Annotated in this window: 18 protein-coding genes and 1 tRNA gene; 9 read left to right on the top strand and 10 right to left on the bottom strand. The window is 53.6% G+C overall.

Translation table 11 applies throughout. The features are described 5' to 3' along the window. Positions 1 to 6: 6 nt before the first annotated feature. Positions 7 to 2235, bottom strand: coding sequence for a DNA helicase RecQ (gene recQ, locus FAES_RS01515; protein ID WP_015329414.1), 2229 nt, complete (start codon positions 2233 to 2235; stop codon positions 7 to 9). Between the two features lie 236 nt (positions 2236 to 2471). Here recQ and FAES_RS01510 point away from each other — a divergent pair, with 236 nt between their 5' ends. Together FAES_RS01510 and FAES_RS01505 are read left to right on the top strand one after the other, a co-directional pair. Next, positions 2472 to 3476, top strand: a complete 1005-nt coding sequence (locus FAES_RS01510) for a KpsF/GutQ family sugar-phosphate isomerase (protein ID WP_041257352.1) — start codon at positions 2472 to 2474, stop codon at positions 3474 to 3476. 113 nt (positions 3477 to 3589) lie between these two features. Further along, entirely contained in the window at positions 3590 to 4027 is a 438-nt protein-coding gene (locus tag FAES_RS01505; RefSeq protein ID WP_015329412.1) for a nuclear transport factor 2 family protein, read from the top strand. 96 nt (positions 4028 to 4123) lie between these two features. Here the strand turns inward: FAES_RS01505 and FAES_RS01500 are convergent, their stop codons facing one another. Next, positions 4124 to 5611, bottom strand: coding sequence for a M20/M25/M40 family metallo-hydrolase (locus FAES_RS01500; protein WP_015329411.1), 1488 nt, complete (start codon positions 5609 to 5611; stop codon positions 4124 to 4126). Between the two features lie 151 nt (positions 5612 to 5762). Between FAES_RS01500 and FAES_RS01495 the strand changes: the two genes are divergently transcribed. Then, positions 5763 to 6995, top strand: a complete 1233-nt coding sequence (locus FAES_RS01495; RefSeq protein ID WP_015329410.1) for a 4-hydroxy-3-methylbut-2-enyl diphosphate reductase — start codon at positions 5763 to 5765, stop codon at positions 6993 to 6995. A gap of 6 nt (positions 6996 to 7001) precedes the next feature. On the opposite strand, the gene FAES_RS01490 is transcribed toward FAES_RS01495, so the two are convergent. Then, positions 7002 to 8687, bottom strand: a complete 1686-nt coding sequence (locus FAES_RS01490; RefSeq protein WP_015329409.1) for a glycoside hydrolase family 10-like protein — start codon at positions 8685 to 8687, stop codon at positions 7002 to 7004. 219 nt (positions 8688 to 8906) lie between these two features. Here FAES_RS01490 and FAES_RS01485 point away from each other — a divergent pair, with 219 nt between their 5' ends. Next, complete coding sequence (locus tag FAES_RS01485) at positions 8907 to 11777, top strand: TonB-dependent receptor (protein ID WP_015329408.1); 2871 nt, start codon at positions 8907 to 8909, stop codon at positions 11775 to 11777. A 33-nt stretch (positions 11778 to 11810) separates the two neighbouring features. Beyond that, positions 11811 to 13514 carry an IPT/TIG domain-containing protein gene (locus FAES_RS01480; protein WP_015329407.1) on the top strand — a complete coding sequence of 568 codons (1704 nt, stop codon included), beginning with the start codon at positions 11811 to 11813 and terminating at the stop codon, positions 13512 to 13514. A 97-nt stretch (positions 13515 to 13611) separates the two neighbouring features. Here the strand turns inward: FAES_RS01480 and FAES_RS29470 are convergent, their stop codons facing one another. Next, positions 13612 to 13761, bottom strand: coding sequence for a DUF2256 domain-containing protein (locus tag FAES_RS29470; RefSeq protein ID WP_148289273.1), 150 nt, complete (start codon positions 13759 to 13761; stop codon positions 13612 to 13614). A gap of 140 nt (positions 13762 to 13901) precedes the next feature. Between FAES_RS29470 and FAES_RS01475 the strand changes: the two genes are divergently transcribed. Then, positions 13902 to 14192 (top strand): TIGR03643 family protein, encoded by a 291-nt coding sequence (locus tag FAES_RS01475; RefSeq protein ID WP_015329405.1) that lies wholly within the window; start codon positions 13902 to 13904, stop codon positions 14190 to 14192. A gap of 174 nt (positions 14193 to 14366) precedes the next feature. Further along, positions 14367 to 14828 (top strand): Lrp/AsnC family transcriptional regulator, encoded by a 462-nt coding sequence (locus tag FAES_RS01470; RefSeq protein ID WP_015329404.1) that lies wholly within the window; start codon positions 14367 to 14369, stop codon positions 14826 to 14828. Between the two features lie 111 nt (positions 14829 to 14939). On the opposite strand, the gene FAES_RS01465 is transcribed toward FAES_RS01470, so the two are convergent. Then, positions 14940 to 16169 carry a tetratricopeptide repeat protein gene (locus FAES_RS01465; protein ID WP_015329403.1) on the bottom strand — a complete coding sequence of 410 codons (1230 nt, stop codon included), beginning with the start codon at positions 16167 to 16169 and terminating at the stop codon, positions 14940 to 14942. A gap of 344 nt (positions 16170 to 16513) precedes the next feature. Between FAES_RS01465 and fusA the strand changes: the two genes are divergently transcribed. Together fusA and rpsJ are read left to right on the top strand one after the other, a co-directional pair. Then, the gene (fusA, locus tag FAES_RS01460) at positions 16514 to 18622 is read left to right on the top strand and encodes an elongation factor G (RefSeq protein ID WP_015329402.1); all 2109 of its coding nucleotides are present in this window, start codon (positions 16514 to 16516) and stop codon (positions 18620 to 18622) included. A gap of 143 nt (positions 18623 to 18765) precedes the next feature. Beyond that, the gene (rpsJ, locus tag FAES_RS01455) at positions 18766 to 19071 is read left to right on the top strand and encodes a 30S ribosomal protein S10 (RefSeq protein ID WP_015329401.1); all 306 of its coding nucleotides are present in this window, start codon (positions 18766 to 18768) and stop codon (positions 19069 to 19071) included. 184 nt (positions 19072 to 19255) lie between these two features. Here the strand turns inward: rpsJ and FAES_RS01450 are convergent, their stop codons facing one another. The 5 genes from FAES_RS01450 to FAES_RS01430 form a co-directional block, all read right to left on the bottom strand. Further along, the gene (locus FAES_RS01450; RefSeq protein WP_015329400.1) at positions 19256 to 20134 is read right to left on the bottom strand and encodes a MerR family transcriptional regulator; all 879 of its coding nucleotides are present in this window, start codon (positions 20132 to 20134) and stop codon (positions 19256 to 19258) included. 201 nt (positions 20135 to 20335) lie between these two features. Next, positions 20336 to 20944 (bottom strand): carotenoid biosynthesis protein, encoded by a 609-nt coding sequence (locus tag FAES_RS01445; RefSeq protein WP_229364402.1) that lies wholly within the window; start codon positions 20942 to 20944, stop codon positions 20336 to 20338. An 83-nt stretch (positions 20945 to 21027) separates the two neighbouring features. Then, positions 21028 to 21106: transfer RNA gene (locus FAES_RS01440), tRNA-His, on the bottom strand. A 115-nt stretch (positions 21107 to 21221) separates the two neighbouring features. Beyond that, positions 21222 to 21836, bottom strand: a complete 615-nt coding sequence (locus FAES_RS01435; RefSeq protein ID WP_041257349.1) for a superoxide dismutase — start codon at positions 21834 to 21836, stop codon at positions 21222 to 21224. 113 nt (positions 21837 to 21949) lie between these two features. Continuing rightward, positions 21950 to 22387, bottom strand: coding sequence for a nucleoside deaminase (locus tag FAES_RS01430; RefSeq protein ID WP_015329397.1), 438 nt, complete (start codon positions 22385 to 22387; stop codon positions 21950 to 21952). Between the last annotated feature and the right edge of the window lie 124 nt (positions 22388 to 22511).

Genomic DNA, 22511 nt, shown 5'->3' with positions numbered 1-22511 from the left:
ACGACTTTAATTGGCTACTTCTGACAAGAATTTGATCCGCATGAGGCGGAGTTCCTGTTCGGTAAAATCGTCGCCCTGGAATTGCTGCATGGCAACGGCAATGTTATCGGTTTCGGCCCGCATGAAATACTCGAAAATCTCGTCTTGCCGATCTTCGTCGATAATCTGATCGATGTAGTAATCGAGGTTCAGCCGCGTACCCGAGTAGCAGATGTGTTCGATTTCTTCGACCAGATCAACGAGCGTCAGGTCTTTGGCTTCGGCGATTTCGTCGAGGTCGATCTTCCGGTCAATCTGCTGAATAATGTAAATTTTGATCTTCGACTTGTTGACGGTCGACTTCACAACGACGTCTTTGGCCGTTTCGATGTCGTTTTCTTCAACGTATTTGGTAATCAGGTCGATAAACGGCTTGCCGAATTTCTGCACCTTGCCCATACCCACGCCGTTGATCTGCGCCATCTCTTCGCGCGTGGTTGGGTACGTTGTCGCCATCTCCTCCATAGAAGGGTCCTGGAAGATCACGTAGGGAGGCAGGTTTTTCTCCTTGGCAACTTTCTTCCGCAGCGCCTTCAGCAGCCCCAGCAGTTCTTCGTCGTAGGCGTTGCCGCCGCTGCCGGCCGTTGCCTCGTTGTTGTCTTCCTCTTTGGCGTCGGCTTCGGCCTGCTCGTAGTCGTGGTCGGTCGAGAGCATCACCGGATAGGGGTCCTCGATGTAGTTCATCCCCTTCTGCGTAACGCGCAGCACGCCGTAGTTGTCGACGTCTTTTTCGAGGAAACCCAGAATGGTGATCTGCTTGATGAGCGAACACCAGACGTTGCAATCTTCGCTGAACGACTTACCCTTGCCATAGAGCTCCAGTTTGTCGTGCTCGTAGCTGGTAATGTACTGATTGTCAGTGGCGGTCAACACGTCGGCGAGGTGGCTTACGTCGAAGCGCTGATCGGTTTGCAAAACCGTTTGTAACGCCAGAATAATCTCGGCCTGCGCTTTAAACTTGGGCGTGGGTTTAAGGCAGTTGTCGCAGAAGCCACAATCCTTTTCCATGTATTCGCCAAAGTAACCCAGCAACTGCCGACGGCGGCACACCCCGAGGTTGGCATACGACACCATCTCCTGCAACAGGTGCTTGGCGTTGTCGCGCTCGGTAACGGGCTTGTCTTTGTTGAATTTCTCCAGCTTCACGATGTCGTCGTAGCTGTAGAACATGATGCAGTTGCCTTCCAGCCCATCGCGGCCAGCGCGGCCCGTTTCCTGATAATACCCTTCGAGCGACTTGGGCGCGTCGTAGTGAATTACGAACCGAACGTCGGGCTTGTCGATACCCATGCCAAAGGCGATGGTCGCGCATACCACGTCAACTTCCTCGTTCAGAAACGCATCCTGGTTGGCGATGCGGGTCTGTGGGTCGAGGCCGGCGTGGTAGGGGAGGGCCCGCACGTCGTTGACCCGCAGCAATTCGGCAATGTCTTCGGCGGTTTTGCGGCTCAGGCAATACACAATGCCCGATTTACCCTTGTTGTGCTTGACGTATTTGATCAGGGCCTTCTTGGCATCGACCTTCGGTTTGATCTCGTAATACAGGTTTTTGCGGTTGAACGACGTCTTGAACACGTCGGCATCTTCCATATTCAGGTTCTTCTGAATATCCTGCTGCACTTTGGGCGTAGCGGTGGCCGTGAGGGCAATGACGGGCAGGCCCATGCGGCCCGAGTGATGCCCGATGTTGTCGACAATACCCCTGATTTTGCGGTATTCCGGCCGGAAATCGTGCCCCCATTCCGAGATACAGTGTGCCTCGTCGATGGCGACAAAGGAGATGACGGCCTTCTTCAGAAAATCGAGATTCTCCTCTTTCGTGAGCGACTCAGGCGCGATGTAAAGGAGCTTGAGGGTGCCGTTGAGCGTATCTTTCTTTACCTTGGTCATCTCGGTTTTCGAGAGCGTCGAGTTCAGAAATTGCGCGTTTATACCAAAGGCATTAAGTTGATCGACCTGATTCTTCATCAGGGCAATCAGCGGCGAGATCACGATGGCAGTACCTTCCGAAGCGATAGCGGGCAGCTGATAGCAAAGCGATTTGCCTGCCCCGGTGGGCATGATGACAAAGGTGTTTTTGCCTGCCAGGATATTATGAATAATCGTTTCCTGGTCGCCCCGAAATTGGCTGAATCCAAAAATTTCTTTCAGCCGCTCCTTCAATGTTGTCTGGATAGACTGGTCAATTTGCATCATGGTACGCTACTTAAGGAAGGTGGTTGGAGCTTGTGTGCGTTTCTATCTTTGCGAATCCCTACTGGGTTTGTTGTCGATGAAGCGGCTTGTTGGCAAAGCAACAAACAGACAAACCCTGTAGAGTCACCACTTAGTTAACTTTAACAATACGCTGATAAAGTAAGACGTATCGGTGTTTACTTCTACGGGTAAAGCGAATTTACAACCCATTGCCCGTATCAAAGCAGTTCTTGAGATTGAAACTAACAAAAAATTGGCAATCCATTGCCCGCGATGTTATGCTGGCCGAGGCTGAGGCCATTCGCGCCGCCACCGCCCACATCGGCGAGTCATTTGAGCAGTGCGTCGAGGCGATTCGTCAGCTGACCGGGCGGGTGGTGATTACGGGCGTCGGAAAGAGTGCGCTGATCGGGCAAAAGATCGTGGCCACGCTTAATTCGACCGGCACGCCTGCCTTGTTTATGCACGCTGCCGACGCCATTCATGGCGATCTGGGCATGGTGCAGGCAACCGATATGGTTATGGCCATTTCGAAGAGTGGTAACACCGCCGAAATAAAGGTGCTGGTGCCGCTCATTCACCGCACGGGTGCCAAACTCGTCGCGCTGGTGGGCGAGGCCGACTCGTATCTGGCCAAGCAGGCCGATTTTGTTTTGCTGGCCCCCGCCGACCGCGAGGCCGATCCGCTCAACTTGGCCCCAACCACGAGCACGACGGTGGCACTGGCGCTGGGCGACGCGCTGGCGATTGCCCTGCTCACGGCCCGCGGCTTTACCCGGCAGGATTTTGCCCGGTACCACCCTGGTGGCGCTTTAGGGAAGAAATTGTACCTAAAAGTGAGCGATCTGTTTCCGAATAATCAATGTCCCTACGTGCTGCCCCATACCAGCATCCACGATACCATGATGACGATGTCAGCCGGGCGGCTGGGCGCGGCGGCTGTGCTGGACGTATCGGGCCAAACAGATTCGGGAAGGCCCATCCCGTCAGGTACGTTGCTGGGCATTATCACGGACGGCGACGTACGGCGCATGGTGAGTCAGTACGACAATTATCACCACCTCTGCGCGCGCGACATCATGACGGTGAACCCTGTCTGTGTTTCGCCCGACGACTATGCCGTGGCGGCGTTGGAGGTCATGCAATCGCGCAATATCACGCAGGTGTTAGTCTCGGCACCGCCCAATCAATTAGTCGGGTTTGTGCACCTGCACGATTTATTGCGGGAAGGATTGGTCTAAAGCAGAAGGCTATATAACGTGTCGATTAAGCCTTGCGTCGCTTATCCAATACCCGTTGGAAATAAGCAGTCAACTGCCGACTTTTACCAGAAATCAAATGTGTCTCGTTTTTTATGAAAAAAATACTATTTCTGGTGGGTACGTTGCTGACAACCGTCGGCGCTTTTGCTCAGACGGCGGCTACCGAGCCTGCGGGTTTGGCGACGGCTTTCTGTAAGGCAATCGAAGCCGAAGACGCAACAGCCATGACCGCCCTCACCACCGACGACTTTACGATTACCAGTTTCGATGGGCAAACCGCCGACCGGGATCTCTTAAGCCAGGCGTTGAGCGGGGCCTATCTGGTGACCGAAACCATGCCTGCCAACAACGTACGCAGCCGGACTTACAACGGTAATATAGCGATCGTGACGGGCGACTCAAAATTTAAGGGGGCGCTACAGGGCACCAGTTTCAACGCCAATGTGGTCTTTATCGCCACTTGTGTGAAAGTCGGCAATAACTGGAAAATCGCCAGCTTCCAGCTATCGGGGATGCCGAGTGGGAATTGAATGAATAATGTATCGTGTAGAATGAATAATGGGCTGGCGCAAGAGTAAGGCGCGCCAGCCCATTATTCATTCTACACGATACATTATTCATTCATCTTACTCCTTCCAGCGCCACTCGTTGGCAATCTGGAGGGGGGTGCGGAGGCCCTGCGCGATGAGGTAATCGCGAGTGCGGGTGTCATCAAAACGGCGGGTCGGAATGTCGCTGGCGTCGGCGAGGGCGTAGAGCAACATGGCGCTGTACCGCACGGTGTTGGTTAGCTGCGCCTTGTCGACCAGGTTGATGCGATCACAGTTGGCGTGGTAGCAGTCGAGCACTTCGCGGGCCAGGTTGCCGTTCATACCGATTATGGGTACACCCTCGATCATAAACGGCTGATGGTCAGAATGAAGGCCTGCCTGATTGGTCAGTGTGTTGGCAAAGCCGGTATCGGTTTTTTGGATCGCTTCGCCCACCGTTTTTAGTAGCGGAATGATCTCTTCCCGGCCAAAGGCATTGAAACCCACCGGGTTATTCGTCATGTCGAGGTTCAGCACGTAACGTACCTGATCGAGTTTGTTCGCCTTTTTGTAGGCTTCGACCATTGCCCGTGAGCCCAGGAGTCCCTGTTCTTCGCCCATAAACAAGACAAATTCGATGGTGCGGGCGGGCTTCAGTTTCAGCGCTTTGAACGTCCGGGCAATGTCCATCACCGAAAACGAGCCGATGCCGTTGTCGATCGCGCCCGTTGCCAGATCCCAGGAGTCGAGGTGGCCGCCGATCACGATTTTCTCGTTCGGGTATTTCGAACCGGGTAGCGTCGCCACCACGTTGCGGGCCTTGATTTTCCGGCTTGCATTGGTCATGTCGATCTGAGCGTTGAGGTGGTCGTTTTGCTCTTCGGTCATCCATTTTCGCAGTGCCTGTCCGCTTTCGTAGGAAATACAGACCGCCGGTACCGGAATCAGCTTACCCGTCACCGAAGCCGTACCGGTGAGCAGCACATTACCCGGCACCAGATTGACCATAATCACGCCTTTGGCGCCGTGCTGAATGGCGAGGGCCGTTTTTTCGGAGCGGTGCAGGTTGCGCGCGCCTTTCGTCGGGTTCGACAGGCCGATATTAACCAGCGCGATTTTTCCTTTGATCTGATCTTTCAGGGCGGCAAAATCCCCTTCCAGCCCGTTGCCCACGTCGATGATTTCGCCCCGAACGTGCGCATCCACGGGCGAGTGCGCCAGCGAAACCACCCGCACGTCGCGGTAATTGTCTGACTTGTTGGGCACAATAGATAGTGTACAGGTGTCGCGCATCCACGATTCAACCTCGAACGAATCGTAGCGCACGTCTTTGAACCCGTAGGACCGGAGCAGATTAAACGCGTACTCTTCGGCTTTGGCACCGTTGGGGCTGCCCGTCAGGCGATGGCCGATCCGGGTAGAAGCATCGGCCAGGGTTTCGTAGGCCTGCCCATGTTGCATCACCTCTTGGTTGATGCGTTCGAACACCTTCTCCAGCGACGGCCGAAGCGGGTTGACGGGTAAAAAAGCGACCGACCCGAAGGTGGCAGCCACGACAAAAGCAAGCGTAAACGATCGTCTCATTCAGAGAATACAGTCAGGTTGTTATGGGCGCTGTTGGCGAGTTACCAAGATACGAAAGAAGTTTGACGTTTGGCGGCAAATCGGATGCCGAACGAAGCGCCTGCGCCGGATGTTGACCCAATAGGCTGGTAGGGCTGTACCTTTGTCACCTATGAAAACGTTCGACATTCCCGAGTATTACCGTAGCACCATCATTACGCCGCTGAAAGAGTATCGCCGCAAACGCGACAAGCTTAAACGCGATTTCACGCCGACGACGCTCGACTTCGGGCCGGTGCGGTTTCAGATTGCGCGGCATTTTGGCTTCTGCTACGGCGTCGAGAATGCGATCGAGATTGCCTACAAAGCAATTGCCGAAAATCCGGGAAAACGAATTTTTCTCCTGAGCGAGATGATCCACAATCCTGACGTCAACGCCGATTTGCTGAGCCGGGGCGTACAGTTCCTGCTCGATACGTCGGGTCGGCAGCTGATTCCGTTTACTGAACTGACTCCCGCCGACGTGGTGATTATCCCGGCGTTTGGTACCACCCTCGAAACCCAGCGTGAACTCGCGCAGATTGGCCTCGACGTAGAAACTTACAATACGACCTGCCCATTTGTGGAAAAGGTATGGAACAAGGCGAGCCAGATCGGGAAAAAAGAGTACACGATTGTGGTGCACGGCAAGCCCACGCACGAAGAAACCCGGGCCACGTTTTCGCACAGCAAAGAATCGGCCCCAACGGTGGTGGTCAAAAACATGGCACAGGCCCAACGGTTGGCCTTGTACATCACCGGCGAACGCAGCCCGGAGCAGTTTTACGACGAATTTGCCGGGCAGTACTCTGCCGGCTTCGACCCCGCCCGCGACCTGCGCCGGATCGGCGTCGTGAACCAGACGACCATGCTGGCGTCTGACACCCAGGGTATTGCTGATTTTCTGAAGCTGGTGATGATCCGCCAGTATGGGCTGGAAGAAGGATCGGCTAGTGTGGAAGAGCACTTCGCCAACACGCGCGATACGCTCTGCTACGCCACCAACGACAACCAGGACGCGACGTATGCCTTGTTAACGTACCCAGCCGACCTGGCCATTGTGGCGGGCGGCTACAATTCGTCGAATACGTCGCACATCGTAGAGCTTTGTGCCGAAAAACTCCCGACCTACTTTATTGAATCGGCCGATAAGATGCTGTCTGATACGCTGATTCGCCATTTCGATCTAGCCACGAAGCAGGAAATCGTGACCGAAAACTACCTGCCCGCCACGCGCCCTATCACGGTGTTGCTCACCTGCGGCGCTTCCTGCCCCGACGCCGTCGTCGAAGGTATTCTGAACCGCCTCCTTTCCTTCTTCCCCGAGGCTAAACCCGTGTCAGAAGTGATGGGCGCGTTTGTGTAAAACACCTCAATTCACACCAGTCCGGTACACAACTGAAGTAGCCGCGCTTTCGTTGTGGAGGCGGTCGAAGGCCGTGACGGTGTAGGTGTAGCGCTTTTTCGGGTCGGCCGAGCGGTCAATCAGGCGAGTGCCCTGTTCGGCGGGGCGGATCGCCAGAATCCGGCGGGGGTCGGTGGTGCGGGGCAAACGCACGCCTTCCGTTCGGTACACCACGTAATAACGTACCCGGTCGAGCTCGGTCGGCTGCTCGGGTTCTTCCCAGAACAATTCAATACCATCGGTGAGCGGCGCGGCTTTCGCATTGCGGGGCTGGTTGGGTGGCACATCGTCGAGCCAGGGCATGGTAGGTACTAGGGCCGGATGTTGGTAAAAGCGGGTCTGCAGCGTATCGCGACAAGCCAGCAGGTTATTCTTCAACGATTTGGCACTGAAAAAAACGCTGCCGAGCACATCGGCATACTGTCGATTATGGCGTAGCTGATCGCCCAATTGGGTCTGCTCAAGCCAGCCCGCTTCCGACCCCCGCCCGAGCCGATATGGCCCCTGCCCTATATACAGGTGTCGGTTTCCTTTGTTTTTGATCCACCAGTCGACCAGCACTTTATAGTTGGCGCGGTCAAATTTGGTCGAGAAATAAATCTGCGGAACGATGTAATCGGCCCAATCTTCACGCGCCCACTTGCGGATGTCGGCGTAGAGATCGTAGAAGGCCTGACCGCCATAGGTGAGCGAGCCCTGCGGGTCGTTCTTCTGGTTTTTCCAGACGCCAAACGGGCTGATGCCAAACTTCACCCACGGCTTGGTGACTTGAATGGAGTCGCCAATTTGCCGGATGAGCTTATCGATGTTCTGCCGCCGCCAATCGTCTTTCTTCAGCCCATCGGGGTTGAATTGTTGAAAAGTCGCATCGTCGGCAAAGGTTTGGCCCGCTACGGCATAGGGATAAAAATAATCGTCGAAATGAATACCGTCCACGTCGTAGTTCCGAACGATGTTAGCGACCGTACCGGCCACGTAGGCACGTACCTCGGGCAGGCCGAGGTTAAAGAGTTTGCGGCCACCATACTCGACCATCCAGTTGGGGCGCTGAAAACTAATGTTGGTGGGCGCAACACTCGCCACTTTGCTGAACGTAGCCCGGTCGAGGTTAAGCCATGCGTGAAACTCAAGGTTACGCGCCCGCGCTTCCCGGATCATGAATTCCATGGGGTCGTAGAACGGGTCGGGTGCTAGGCCTTGTTGCCCCGTCAGCCACTCCGACCACGGTTCACTGCCTTTGGCGTAAAAGGCATCGGCCGCGGCCCGAATCTGCACGACCACCGCGTTGAGGCCCGTTTGCTGACTCATGTCGAGCAACTCCAGAAACTCCCGTTGCTGATCGGCTACGGGCAGGCCCTTCTTACTCGGCCAGTCGATGTTGTCGACCGTAGCGATCCAGACGGCGCGAAACTCACGCTTGAGCGGCGGCAACGTACCTGACGAGTCGATGATCGGCGGTTCGAGCAGAAGCGAATCCGATACGATAGGCCGGGGCGGAATGGCAGCGACCGTAATCGAGACGGGGGGCGTTACGGGTTCGGGAATGGCACTCGTTATCGTCTTCTTGGGTGGTTCGGGTTTGGTGGTCCGTTGGCAGCGCAACAGGCCGACCAACAGCAGCACAACGAGACCCACGGAGCAAATAATACGCATACAGTCGGAATGGCAGCTAATTCGTTTGGTAAAGATACGACATCACCATAGTCTATTTGTGTAGCCGACTAAAAACAGAGATAGCTATTGATTTACAGTGTGTTACGTGTGTATAAGGAAACGGTGTAATCATAATTTAGCCGTAACCTACTGGTAATATTGGGGTAACATGGCCCCGGTAGCTTTGCGGCGTCATCCAGATAATGGATTAACGCCAATATGAAAAAGCTATTACTGATTAGTTCACTCTGCTGCCTGTCACTGACGGTATTCGGGCAAACAGGCATCCTCCGCGGTACAATCCGCGACGGCAAAACCCACGATGCCATCATCGGGGCCACGGTGCAGATTATGGGGCTGCCCACACCGATGGGTATCAGCACCGACGTCAACGGCCAATTTGAACTGGCAAAAGTACCAGCCGGTAGCCACACCATCCAAATCAGCTACGTGTCGTACAAAACCAAATCGGTTCCTAACGTGCGGATCGAGTCAGGCAACGCCACGGTGCTGGAAACGGATTTGTCGGAAGACAATCAGCAGTTGCAGGAAGTGGTCGTGAAAGCGGGCCGCACTACCAACACCGAAATTGCAGTAGTCGCTGAGATCAAGCAGATCAAAGCCATGGCAGTGGGTGTATCAGCCCAGCAGATTCAGAAAGCGCAGGACCGCGACGCCGCTGCCGCCATCCGCCGCGTGCCGGGCGTGAGCATCGTCGATAACCGCTTCGTGCTGATTCGGGGTATGGGTGCTCGCTACAACTCCGTGTTGGTCAATGATTTGATTACGCCCTCAACCGAGGTAGACACGCGTTCATTTTCGTTCGATCTGGTACCGAGCAACATCATCGATCGGATGATCGTCTACAAAACCGGTTTGGCCGAATTGCCTGGCGATTTTGGCGGTGGTGCTATCAAGATTTATACGAAACGCCGTCCTGAACAAAATTTCATCGATGTTGGCCTGACGCTGGGTTACCGCGACAATACAACGGGCCAATCGGTGCAGTCGCACAACCGGGGCGGGCTCAACGCACTGGGTCTTTGGAGCGCCGATCAGCAATTGCCCACGAGCTTCCCCACCAATTCAGGTACGTTCAATAACCTCAGTTCGCTGCAACGGGCGGCCTATGCCCGCCTGCTGCCCAACAACTGGGGCCTGCAACAAACAACGGTATCGCCCGATATTCGCTTCGCCCTGAATACGGGGCGTCGGTTCGATATTGGCAATGTGCGCCTAAGCAACCTGACGAGTATCAACTACGCGCAAACGAATCAGTTTGCCAACGTTGACCAGCGCCTTTATGACAACTCGGCCGTAGCCAATTCGACAGCCCAACAGTATAACGACGCTACTTATAGCCGGGGCACGCGCCTGGGTGTGTTGCACAACTGGTCGGCGCGTATCTCGCCGCTGTTTAACCTGGAATGGAAAACGCTGTTCAACCAATTGGGTAATACCGAGACGATCGTACGGCAGGGACAGAACTACGCCAGTAACAATGATGTGCTGGCTTATTCGGAACGGTTTGAAAACCGGAGCATCCTAACGAGCCAACTCGCTGGTGAGCACACGATCAACGAACTGACCAAAGTGAGCTGGATTGGTGGATTCGGGTACACGGGCCGCTGGGAACCCGATTGGCGCCGGGCTCGCTACCTGCGCGCTATTGGCACCACGGACCCATTCACCATTACCACTCCGATTGACCCGACGCCAACCGAAACGGGCCGCTTCTATTCTCGCCTTCACGAGTATGTATACTCGGGTGTAGCCAATTATGAGCATACGTTCGGCAATCCTACCGACCGCGAGCCGAACCGCATCAAAGCGGGAGTTTATTACGAACAAAAGAATCGTGATTTCAGCGCCCGTTTCTACGGCTATAATTCGGTAGGTGAAAATTCGCTCAATGCCCGTACCCAAGATATCGGCTCAGCCTTTACGTTCGACAATGTCAACGGCTCAAATGGACTGACGCTCCGCGATGCCACTCGCGATGTCGACTCGTATCGCGGTCTGAACAGCTACTATTCGGCATACGTAAGCGGCGATGTGTACTTGGGTAGCCGTACTAACCTAACGCTGGGTTTCCGGGGTGAATACAATGATCAGAGCCTGCGCTCCACCATCGTGGGAGTAGATACACGACTGGTGTCGAACCGGATCTTTAGCCCGCTGCCGTCGCTTAACCTGACCTACAAGCTCACCGACCGGTCGAACATCCGTCTGGCCTATTCGTCGACGATCAACCGGCCGGAGTTCCGGGAGATTGCCCCGTTTGAATACTACGATTTCAGCCTGCTGGCCAACGTGCGAGGCAATACGACGCTGACAACCGCAACGATTCAGAACGTGGATGCCAAGTGGGAGTTTTACCCCAGCTCGGGCGAACTGATTTCGGTAACGGGCTTCTATAAGCATTTCCGTAACCCCATCGAATCGCTGTTGCTGCTAAACCCCAACGTGCTCTCGTACACCTTTATGAATGCGCAGTCGGCCCAGAACTACGGGGTGGAGGTAGAGATTCGCAAAGGCTTTACCGAGTCGGCAAGTGCCTTCCTAAAGAACCTAACCCTTGTGGGTAACCTGTCGCTGATCCGCAGCCGTGTAAATGTGGGTGAGGTTGTGAAAGCCCCCGATCTGGGTGGTGCCATTCAGGAATACCGCGGCCTGACCGACGCCGAACGTCCTCTGGCCGGGCAGTCGCCGTACCTCATCAACGCTGGTGTTTATTACGCCGCTCCGAAATCGGGCTGGCAGGGTAACATTCTGTACAACGTGTTTGGGCAGCGGATCTTCGCCGTGGGTAACGTCGACGTACCCACGATCTACGAAATGCCCCGCCACGTAGTCGACCTCAACATTACCAAGAACATTACCAACCGCTTCGAACTTCGCCTGGGTATTCAAGATATTCTGAACCAGCCGGTGCGCTTGGCCGAGGACTTTAACCGTGATGGTGTGATCGGCAAAGACGTGACCTCGCAGATCGCCAATGCCGACCAAAACCGGCGTCAGTTGCGGCGCGGAAGCTATTACACCCTGTCTGCCATCTATACCTTCGGCCGCCGCGTGATTGTGCCGTAAGGGTCCGCTTTTACTATAACCAATTCATCTCTCATGCAAGTAGTAAGCAAACTGGCCTACGCCCTGCTCGTCCTGTTCGGACTTAGCGTTGCGTTCACCGCCTGCAAAAACGATCAAGAACCGGCTCCTGTGCTGGGTATTACCAGCATCAGCCCCACAACGGCCCCTGTTAACAGTACGATTACGATCACGGGCACTCAATTCGGGACGACACCAGCCAGCAACACTGTAACGTTTGGCGGCAACGCGGTTGCCGAAGTGCTCACTGCTACATCAACGCAATTGGTAGTACGTGTACCGGCTGGTGCACAAACAGGTACAGTGTCTGTAGCTACGGGTGGCCAGACGGTCGCCAGCACGCAGACCTTCTCGATCGGTACCCGGTCGGTAATCGAGAAAACGGGTAACATTTCGGCCAACGAAACCTGGACGGCCGACAACGTTTATCTGATTCGTGGCTTTACCTACGTGAAAGCTGGGGCAACGCTGACCATTCAGCCTGGTACCGTAATCAAAGGTGGCGATGCTACACTGGATCCGACTGGCCAACAGAAAGGGGGTACACTGATTGTTGAGCAAGGCGCCAAGATTGAGGCAAAAGGTACGGCCACTGCACCGATCGTGTTTACGTCTAACAAACCAGCTGGTCAGCGGAAGTATGGCGATTGGGGCGGCATCGTCCTGATCGGTAAAGCGCCGCACAACCAAAAAGGAGCTACCGGCTTCGAAGGGGGCATTTCGGGCCAGATTGGTACGTTTGCTGATGTTGCCGATAACTCAGGTACGTTGCAGTACGTGCGGATCGAATTCCCCGGTATTGCGCTGAATCCAGGAAGTGAAATCAACGGCTTGACTTTCTATGGGGTGGGTTCGGGTACTACCATCGACCACATCCAGGTGTCGTACTCGGGCGACGACTCGTACGAATGGTTTGGCGGCACGGTTAATGCGAAGTACCTCGTTGCTCACCGTGGTTTCGACGACGATTGGGACACCGACTGGGGCTTCTCAGGCAAAGTGCAGTATGCCGTGGCCCTGCGCGATCCGAACGTAGCTGACCAATCGGGCTCAAACGGTTTCGAATCAGATAACTTCGCGGGCACGGGCCAACCGGCTACCGACCCCAACGTAGGTCTCCCCCTAACAGCCCCCGTTTTCGCCAACGTTAGCAACTTTGCTTTCAGCGGCACGCCGTCTTCAGCACCCACGTCGGGTGGTAGCGGGGCCTATCAGTCAGGTATGCACCTGCGCCGCAATACCAACATCAGCATTTTCAACACGGTTATTGCTGGGTATCCCGAAGGCTTACGGCTCGATAACGGCACGGCAGGTGGTACAGGTACGTTGGCTAACATGAACGCAGGTACGTTACAATTGCGAGGTATTGTGCTGGCCAACACGGGTACCGCATCTACTACGGCTGTTCGGGGCGACAACATCGCCACAACGGGCATCACCAACGCTCAGGCGCAGGCCTTCTTCGGCACAGCCGCTTACGCGAACGTAATTATTCCGTCGGATCAGGTTACTACGCTGCTGCTGAATGCCAGCACCTTCAACCTCACAGCTCCCAACTTCTTGCCGCAGACGGGTTCACCGCTGCTGACGGGCGCTATCTGGGACGGTAAAGGTGCTGATTCATTCTTCGACAAAGTGACCTTCCGTGGTGCCTTCGGTACAACCAACTGGACGCAGGGCTGGATCAACTGGGATCCCCAAAACACAAACTACAACTAATCGGCTCTGGCCCGATTCGCAACAATCTTTTTAGTTCAATTCATATTGGTGTCGCAGGAAAGGCCGGGAGCATTGCTCTCGGCCTTTTTCGATGGCCTTACGTGCTCTTTTTGGCTTCTGACCGGCAGCGATCGCTACAGTAGATGACCTGATCCCAGTCGCGCTCCCACTTTTTTCGCCAGCTAAAGGGCCGGTTGCAGACAGGGCATACTTTGGTCGGCAGTTCCGACTTTTTGCGCATTTTCATACGGATATAAACGCAAAGTCGCCAAGGTTGTCGCAAAGACCGCAACGATTATTGTACAATGATGCCTGCGTCAGCCGCCACATTGTGATAAATCTTCGCGTTTTTGGCGCCAACTGTGGCGACTACGTGTTTATACAAGCATGCAACCAGACATGAGCCCCGCCGACATCGACCGTATCATCGAGATGGCTTGGGAAGACCGTACACCCTTTGATGCCATTACGGCCCAATTCGGCCTTTCCGAGCAACAGACGATCGAACTGATGCGCCGGGAGATGAAACCGTCGTCGTTTCGGATGTGGCGGGCTCGGGTGCAGAGACGCAAAACTAAGCATGCCGCCACATCGGCGGTGACCGACGACGAAAATGCGCCCCGGTTTAAGTCGAAAAGCCAGCGAGCCATTACGCTCAATAAATTGTCTAAGCGATAATTTGTAGAAAAAATTAGACGTATCTAATCCCAATAATATGTTGCTGATTTGCCGTTAATCAAACTTTTATTTCCTTTTAACACATAATCTCGGTATATTTTTAGAATAAACAGGCGATGGTGCTTAGCTTTGCGAGATTAAAAAGACGTACAGAACCGGCAAACCTTGTCAGTGATGAAATTAGACCATATCGACCGCAAAGTCCTGGACATACTGCAATCGAACGCAAAAATCACCAACGCTCAACTATCCAAAGAAATTGGCCTCTCGCCAGCGCCTACGCTTGAACGAGTAAAGAAACTGGAAACGTCGGGCATTATTCAGAGCTACCACGCGCAACTCGACCGTCAGAAGGTGGGTTTGGGCGTGACCACCTTCGTCATGGTCAATCTCGTTGGCCACAAGAAGATGGTTACCGACTCGTTTGTGGCACGGGTTGAGGCGATTCCCGAAATCATCGAGTGCCATCACATCACCGGTTCGGGCGACTTCCTGCTGAAAGTGATCTCACACGACATCGCGTCGTATCAGAAACTGATGCTCGAAACCATCAACGAAATCGAAGAAGTCGCCAGCACCCAGACGATGGTGATCCTGTCGACCTTCAAGGAAAGCAAAGTGATGCCTATTCCGTGAGGAATGAATAATGAATAATGTATAATGTATAATGTATAATGTATAATGGGCTAACATAAAAACATCTAGCGTCAGCCCATTATACATTGTACATCATCCAATATTCATTTATTACTCTCTCCGCTTGCGGCGTTCTTCGCGGCGGGACTGTTTGCCTTCTTTAATCGCTTTTTTGGCTTCCTGGTATTGGGCCGATTTCTTCTCGGCGTTGTCCATCACCTCCGTGTAATAGGCCCGGGCCTGATCGTAGTTTTTCTCGCTATCGGCGATACGGGCCAGCCCCAGTAGCGACGACCAGTAGTAGCCTGTTCCTTTCTGATTGGTCTTTATCGCAAAATCGACCGACTGCTGGTAGTACTTCTTGGCCTCAGGTACGTTGCGGTAGAAATTCTGGTAGATGTACGCCAGGATGTAGGCTGCCGTTCGGCCACTGACGCCCTCGTAGCCGTCCTTGCCCGCGGCAATCTTGGTCAGGATATCTTTTGAGATGGTTTCTGCCTCGGTGAGCCGCCCACGCACAAATGCCGACCGGGCGTAATAGCGCTCGAAAAAGGGATTGTCGGGGTATTGCTCGGCCATGAACTTGGCCATGTCGTAGGCCTTATCATACTGGTTTTCCATGCTATATATCTGTAGCAGGAAATACCGGGCCTCGACTCGGGTGTAAAATGCGTTATTGGCCGTCTTCTCCAACTGCTGAATGCCTTCCTGCTTGTTGCCTTTCGGGAAAAACATCAGGATCGGTTTGAGCAGCGCGTAGTTCTCGGGGATCCACTTGGCGTAGTAGTTATACAGCCCATCGCCAAACATCAGCTCGGGGTTCAGGTCGCCGTTGCCTTTGCACTTCTCGAAATACTTCAGCGCGTTTTTCCCGGCGAAGGTGGCTTTAGTCCATTTCTTCCGCTCCGAATAGATCCGCCCTTTGAACGCATAGGCGCCCGCCAGGAAGAACGACGCTTCGAGCTTGTCTTCACTTTTGTCGTACAGCTCTTCGGCCAGGGTAATGGTCGTATCCATCAAGGCCAGGCAGCGGTCATCATAGTCCTCGACGTCGGTGTTGGGCACAATCTTCCACCACTCGGCCATGCCCATCAGGAAATAGGGCATCGGGTGGCTCGGGTAACGTACCCGGAGCCAGCGAAACTCACGATCGGCCAGCGCGAATTTGTAGTTGTACATGTAGTTGATGGCTTCAGCCGACTCGATCTGCACGCCGGGGTGCTTCAGGAGGCCATCATACTTTTTATCAAAATCCGCCGACGAATACAACTGCGCCTGAGCCGGCGCAGTGGCCAGCAGGCAGAAGCAGCCGAAAAAGACAGCTAAGAGGAACGACTTCATAGTTTGGTTACTGACGACTTATAGGAACACCGTTGAGGTATCACGAGCCAAGGCTGATTCGCCTGACGATAGGCCCGCTAGCCCAATTGGTTATCGGAATATTAACGTTGCTGCATGGCGATCCGTTTGTTTGGGTATGAAGAAGTTTGACAGGCCCTAAAAACGGGCCTGAGTGGTGCCCCGTGAGGGGTTGTTTCCTGATGATACCTTTATACAACTTGCTTGATTTTGTCGTTGTAAGTCAGTAATTTTGCGTCCTGATTTGAAGGGGTGGCTTGTTTTGCAACTGCCTGAAGCCCTTTGAACTACCTTATTTTTACAAACATTCTCTGTTTAACAAGCTAATGGCTCGCGATCTATCATTGACGAGAAACATCGGTATCGCCGCTCACATTGATGCGGGCAAAACTACGACCACCGAACGTATTCTTTATTACGCTGGGGTAAGCCACAAAATTGGGGAGGTTCACGATGGAGCCGCCACCATGGACTGGATGGAGCAGGAGCAGGAGCGTGGTATCACGATTACCTCGGCTGCTACGACCGTTGACTGGACCTACCGCGATCAGAAATATCACATCAACATTATTGACACCCCCGGCCACGTTGACTTCACCGTTGAAGTGAACCGGTCATTGCGCGTACTCGACGGGCTGGTGTTTTTGTTCAGTGCCGTTGATGGCGTTGAGCCGCAGTCAGAAACTAACTGGCGTCTGGCCAACAACTACAACGTAGCTCGTCTGGGTTTCGTCAATAAGATGGACCGTGCTGGCGCCGACTTCCTGAACGTTTGCCGTCAGGTGAAGGAGATGCTGGGTAGCTATGCGGTACCCCTTCAATTGCCGATCGGCGAAGAGGATAGCTTCAAAGGTGTAGTTGACCTCGTTAACTTCCGGGGTATCGTCTGGAATGAGTCGGACAAAGGCATGACCTTCGAGGTTGTTCCCATCCCGGCCGACATGATGGACGAAGCAACCGAATGGCGCGAGAAACTGCTCGAAGCCGTTGCCGAATTCGACGACACGCTGATGGAAAAGTACTTCGAAGATCCCGAGTCGATCAGCGAAGACGAAATCCTGGCCGCCCTGCGTAAGGCAACGATCGCCATGAAGATCGTGCCGATGCTTTGCGGTTCGTCGTTCAAGAACAAAGGCGTACAAACGATGCTCGACTACGTGATGGCCCTGCTGCCCTCACCGCTCGACAAAGACAACATCGTAGGTACAAACCCCGATACGGGTGTTGAAGCTGTACGCAAGCCGTCGGTTTCGGATCCGTTCTCGGCGCTGGCGTTCAAGATTGCTACTGACCCCTACGTTGGTCGTCTGTGCTTTATCCGGTCATACTCGGGTGTGCTGGAGTCAGGTTCATACATCCTGAACAACCGCTCGGGCAACAAAGAGCGTATCTCGCGGATTTTCCAGATGCACGCCAACAAGCAAAACCAGATCGACCGCCTCGAAGCAGGTGACATCGGTGCGGTTGTGGGCTTTAAAGACATCAAAACCGGCGATACGCTGTCGGATGAGAAGAACCCGATTATCCTCGAATCAATGGTATTCCCTGATCCCGTTATCGGTTACGCCATCGAGCCGAAGAAAACGGCCGATCAGGACAACTTCTCGAAGGCTATCGGTAAGCTGATCGAAGAAGATCCCACGCTGAAAGTTGAGTCTAACGAAGAAACTGGCCAGACAATCATCCGGGGCATGGGTGAGCTTCACCTCGAGATTATCATCGACCGCATGCGTCGTGAGTTCAAGGTAGAAGTGAACCAGGGTGCACCGCAGGTTGCCTACAAAGAGACCATCACCAAGAAAGTGGAGCACCGCGAGGTGTACAAAAAGCAGACGGGTGGTCGTGGTAAGTTTGCCGACATCGTGTTTGAACTGATGCCGCGCGACCCCGAAGAAGATGGCTCAGTAAAAGCTGGTCTGCAATTCGACAATGCGATTGTGGGTGGTGTGATTCCCCGTGAATTCATCCCGGCTATCCAGAAAGGGTTTGCCGAAGCCATGAGCAACGGCCCGCTGGCTGGTTACCCGGTTGATGCCATGAAAGTGCGCCTCTTCCACGGCTCATTCCACGACGTCGACTCAGACTCACTGTCGTTTGAATTGGCCGCCCGCATGGGCTTCCGTGAAGCCGCCCGTCAGGCGGGTCCGAAACTGCTCGAACCGATCATGGCCGTTGAAGTACTGACGCCTGAAGAATACACCGGTCCGATCACGGGTGACCTGAACCGCCGTCGCGGTATCATGAAAGGCATGGATACCCGCGCTGGCTCGCAGGTAATCAAGGCCGACGTACCCCTGTCGGAGCTGTTCGGCTACATCACCGAACTCCGTACGATGTCATCAGGCCGTGCAACGGCTAACCTGACATTCTCTCACTACGAAATCGTTCCGCAAAACATCGCGGACGGCGTTGTGAAGAAAGAAAAAGGCAACTAGTTGACTGATGTGTGATGACTAGGCGCTGCTACCGGAACGTACCTGAGCAACGCCTAGTCGTCACGCATCGCTAACAATATTCCTGCCCCGGAGTAAATGGCTCTTTCGGAGGTGGGTTTTATCGCTAAACGAGCCGCTATTTTATGAATCAGAAGATTCGCATTAAACTGAAGTCGTTCGACCACATGCTGGTTGATAAGTCGGCTGAAAAAATTGTGAAAGCCGTTAAATCAACGGGTGCGGTGGTAAGCGGGCCAATTCCCCTGCCGACCGACAAAGAGATTTACACGGTACTGCGTTCACCGCACGTCAACAAGAAAGCCCGCGAGCAGTTCCAGCTTTGCACCTACAAGCGGCTGGTAGACATCTACTCGACCTCGGCCAAAACGGTTGACGCCCTGATGAAACTCGAACTCCCCAGCGGTGTCGACGTTGAAATCAAGGTTTAATGAAATGAAAAAGCCCGGCTAAATAGCCGGGCTTTTTCATTTCATTAGAAGTCTAGAAAGTCGGTTCAGAAAGAAGTCCAGCGTCTGGAAAGTCTTTAGGTGTGTTGCTTACGCAGACAACAATTCTAAAACGACTTTCCAGACGCTGGACTTCTTTCTGAACCGACTTTCTAGACTTAAAACCCTACGTACTGGCGATGCGGATCAGATCATCGATGTTATTAACGATGGTGCCGTTCTCGGGCATCTGGATATCCTGCCCTACGACCTGATAACCCGTCAGCAACAGGTGTGACTCCGGAAACTGCGCGGCCAGTTTGTTAACATAAAGCTGCGCTTCATGGTTGGCCGGTACCGACGTGATAGCCGAGAAGATATAATCGGGCTTATGTACGTTGTAAGCGAAGACAAGCTCGTTGAACGGCAAACTCTGGCCCAAATAGACCACTTTATTGTACCGCGCCCGGATAATATAATTGGCAAAAAGCAGGCTGATCTCGTGTAGCTCACCTTCGGGCAGAAACAGCATGTATTTCTTGCCGTTGGGCCGTTGCTTGCTCACCTGTCCGTCGATCGCCACGATGAGCTTCTGCCGGATCAGGTTCGTAATGAAATGCTCCTGTGCCGGCCCAATCGACCCCGTTACCCACAACGTACCTATACGGCTTAGGAACGGGTAGATGATGTGGATCATCGTGTTCTCGAAGCCGAATTGCAGGATGTTGGTGCTAATGATTTTCTCGAACCGATCTTCATCAAGGTCGATCATCGAAATCGTCAGCGCGTGAATCTGATCGGGGTAATTAAGTTGCTTATCGGAGATCTTGATGACCTCCTGATACATCTCCTCAACCGACAGCTTTGAAATCTCTGAGATTTTATAGCCGTGATCCTTCAATAACGAGATGTTCAGGACAAGCTTGAGATCCTGATCATCGTACGTGCGAATGTTGGTATCCGTTCGTTTGGGCGAAATGATATTGTAACGATGCTCCCAGATCCGCAACGTATGGGCTTTGATGCCAGAAAGCTGCTCTAAATCTTTTATCGAGTAATTACTCATGGGGCAGTCGGATTATAGAACGGTGCACTATGGAGAGAGAGGAGCGTAGAGCAAACGATTTTAACTACTTTTTGCCCTTTATACGAGAATGCAACGTCTAAGCTAATCAGCAGGTCAAACTTTTACAATAGCGACCTATAGAATCAACCGTTTATGTACGTTTTTTCTATGAACAACTTAGTGGAAGGCTAGTTTGTTCAATCATTTTGTCAGTTGAAGCAGAAGTAGGTTACCTGCGAAGAAGAAAAGCTGTAGACCAATTAGTAGACCAGCCAGGCGATTCTCCTTACGAAAAGGCAGGCCATACCAGATGCTTAGTAACACGGCCGCCACCAGCCACCAGCCTACGTAATTTTGAATAGGTATCGGCCGGCCGAACCAGGTCCAGAAATCGAGATGAATGGCTACCGGCTCAATGAGGAGATCGAGCGCGACCATACCGGTAGCTGCAATCGCTGTTTTGATGTAGATGCGCCAGGGCAGTCGTTCGCAAATCGAGCCAAAGGCATACGTCAACACAAGCCAGTTGATGCCGATAACCGGCGGTACCCCGAGTACCTTGGGGCCAAGCCCGGCGCCGTAAGCATAGGGGCCACCAAAAATGTAACCCGTTTCGACGCCCAGCACTTCCACGAAAAAGCCGGTGAGGACGGCCAGGGCGATGTAGAAATAAAAGGAACGCTGCCAGTCGGTATGAAAATAAAGTAACGCCGCCAACGTACCCAGCAGGTTGAGGGGCGTGAGCAGCTTAAACAGGGGGGCCACCGCCGGGACGTGCAGCCCCACCAAACCCGCTATGTAAGCTAGCACCAGAACGATCGTTATCGGCTTTTCGTAACGCACAACAGAGCTTAGTCAATAACAAAAAAGTCCCGACAAAACTGCCAGGACTTTGGGGGTGGGAGACGGGGCTCGAACCCGCGACCTTCGGAACCACAATCCGACGCTCTAACCAACTGAGCTACAACCACCGTGTGTTTGGGAGTGCAAATTTAATGAAAAATGTAAAATGAAGCATGTAGAACGAGGTTTTTAGTCATTTTTTTCGACTAGCTCATTTTACATGCTTCCTTTTACAGGGTTCGTGCTAGGCTGCTTTGGCTTTCTGGTAAGCGGCCTCGGCAGCATTCCAGTCAACTACGTTCCAGAAAGCGGCGATATAATCAGGACGCTTGTTCTGGTATTTGAGGTAATAGGCGTGTTCCCACACGTCGAGGCCAATAATGGGCGTGCCTTTTGTATCAGCCACGTCCATCAACGGGTTATCCTGATTGGGGGTCGACGTAACGGCCAGTTCACCGGCAGGTGTCACGATCAGCCACGCCCAGCCTGAGCCGAAACGCGTGGTGGCAGCCTTGGTAAACTCTTCTTTGAACGCATCAAACGAGCCAAATTTCTGGTTGATTGCCTCGGCAAGCTGACCGGTAGGCTGACCACCGCCATTTGCCGAGAGGATATTCCAGAAAAGGGTGTGGTTGAAGTGACCGCCGCCATTGTTCCGAACGGCTACGGGGTATTTGCTTACGTTAGCGACCAGTTCATCAATCGATAGGTTTTCCATTTCGGTCCCTGCGATCGCGTTGTTGAGGTTCGTTACGTACGCGTTATGGTGTTTGCCATGGTGGATCTCCATGGTCTGCTTGTCGATGTTCGGTTCGAGCGCATCGCTCGGGTAGGGCAGCGGGTCTAATACAAAAGCCATAAAACTGTGTATAACCGGTACGCCGGCACGGTTTAAGGTTTGACGATTCATGTTGGCCAAAAGCACCTTAAGGCACTAGCGCAACTCATCGGAACTAACACGGCCCTTCTGGTTTATGTTCTTAGACGGCCGAAAAAGTTCGTCAACAACGCCCGGCACTCGTCGGCCAGGATACCCGTCTCGATTCGGGTTTTGGGGTGCAGTGGCGAAGGCTGCAGGCGTGAGTATCCGCGTTTGGGGTCATCGGCGCCAATCACGATGCGGCCAATCTGCGCCCAGAAAAGCGCGCCCGCACACATCACGCAGGGTTCGAGGGTCACGTAGAGGGTGCAGTCGGTGAGGTATTTACCGCCTAGGGTTTGGGCCGCCGCCGTAATCGCCAGCATTTCGGCGTGGGCCGTTACGTCGGTCAACTGCTCGGTTTGATTACGCCCTTTTCCGATGATACGGTTTCGCGCAACCACAACCGCACCCACCGGGATCTCACCCGCTTCGCCCGCTTCTTCGGCCAGGGTCAATGCCATAGCCATGAAATAGTCATCGGAAAACATAAACGTAAAAGTGGGGAAAGTCGCAGAAAAAAGAAGTGCAGAGTCTGGAAGGCCGTTTCATATGCGTAAAGCAATACACAAACGACTTTCCAGACTCTGCACTCCGTGTCCTGTTTACTTTCTA

The organism is Fibrella aestuarina BUZ 2 (assembly GCF_000331105.1).
GTDB classification, from domain to species: domain Bacteria; phylum Bacteroidota; class Bacteroidia; order Cytophagales; family Spirosomataceae; genus Fibrella; species Fibrella aestuarina.
This window is presented reverse-complemented; position numbering and strand designations above follow the sequence as displayed.

What these genes read in the sequence shown, in the direction of transcription:
- FAES_RS01465 (WP_015329403.1), bottom strand. Translation starts at nt 16,169, where the DNA reads ATGAAGTCGTTCCTCTTAGCTGTCTTTTTCGGCTGCTTCTGCCTGCTG.
- FAES_RS29470 (WP_148289273.1), bottom strand. Translation starts at nt 13,761, where the DNA reads ATGAAAATGCGCAAAAAGTCGGAACTGCCGACCAAAGTATGCCCTGTC.
- FAES_RS01490 (WP_015329409.1), bottom strand. Translation starts at nt 8,687, where the DNA reads ATGCGTATTATTTGCTCCGTGGGTCTCGTTGTGCTGCTGTTGGTCGGC.
- FAES_RS01470 (WP_015329404.1), top strand. Translation starts at nt 14,367, where the DNA reads ATGAAATTAGACCATATCGACCGCAAAGTCCTGGACATACTGCAATCG.
- rpsJ (WP_015329401.1), top strand. Translation starts at nt 18,766, where the DNA reads ATGAATCAGAAGATTCGCATTAAACTGAAGTCGTTCGACCACATGCTG.
- FAES_RS01500 (WP_015329411.1), bottom strand. Translation starts at nt 5,611, where the DNA reads ATGAGACGATCGTTTACGCTTGCTTTTGTCGTGGCTGCCACCTTCGGG.
- fusA (WP_015329402.1), top strand. Translation starts at nt 16,514, where the DNA reads ATGGCTCGCGATCTATCATTGACGAGAAACATCGGTATCGCCGCTCAC.
- FAES_RS01475 (WP_015329405.1), top strand. Translation starts at nt 13,902, where the DNA reads ATGCAACCAGACATGAGCCCCGCCGACATCGACCGTATCATCGAGATG.
- FAES_RS01505 (WP_015329412.1), top strand. Translation starts at nt 3,590, where the DNA reads ATGAAAAAAATACTATTTCTGGTGGGTACGTTGCTGACAACCGTCGGC.
- FAES_RS01435 (WP_041257349.1), bottom strand. Translation starts at nt 21,836, where the DNA reads ATGGCTTTTGTATTAGACCCGCTGCCCTACCCGAGCGATGCGCTCGAA.
- FAES_RS01495 (WP_015329410.1), top strand. Translation starts at nt 5,763, where the DNA reads ATGAAAACGTTCGACATTCCCGAGTATTACCGTAGCACCATCATTACG.
- FAES_RS01480 (WP_015329407.1), top strand. Translation starts at nt 11,811, where the DNA reads ATGCAAGTAGTAAGCAAACTGGCCTACGCCCTGCTCGTCCTGTTCGGA.
- recQ (WP_015329414.1), bottom strand. Translation starts at nt 2,235, where the DNA reads ATGATGCAAATTGACCAGTCTATCCAGACAACATTGAAGGAGCGGCTG.
- FAES_RS01450 (WP_015329400.1), bottom strand. Translation starts at nt 20,134, where the DNA reads ATGAGTAATTACTCGATAAAAGATTTAGAGCAGCTTTCTGGCATCAAA.
- FAES_RS01430 (WP_015329397.1), bottom strand. Translation starts at nt 22,387, where the DNA reads ATGTTTTCCGATGACTATTTCATGGCTATGGCATTGACCCTGGCCGAA.
- FAES_RS01485 (WP_015329408.1), top strand. Translation starts at nt 8,907, where the DNA reads ATGAAAAAGCTATTACTGATTAGTTCACTCTGCTGCCTGTCACTGACG.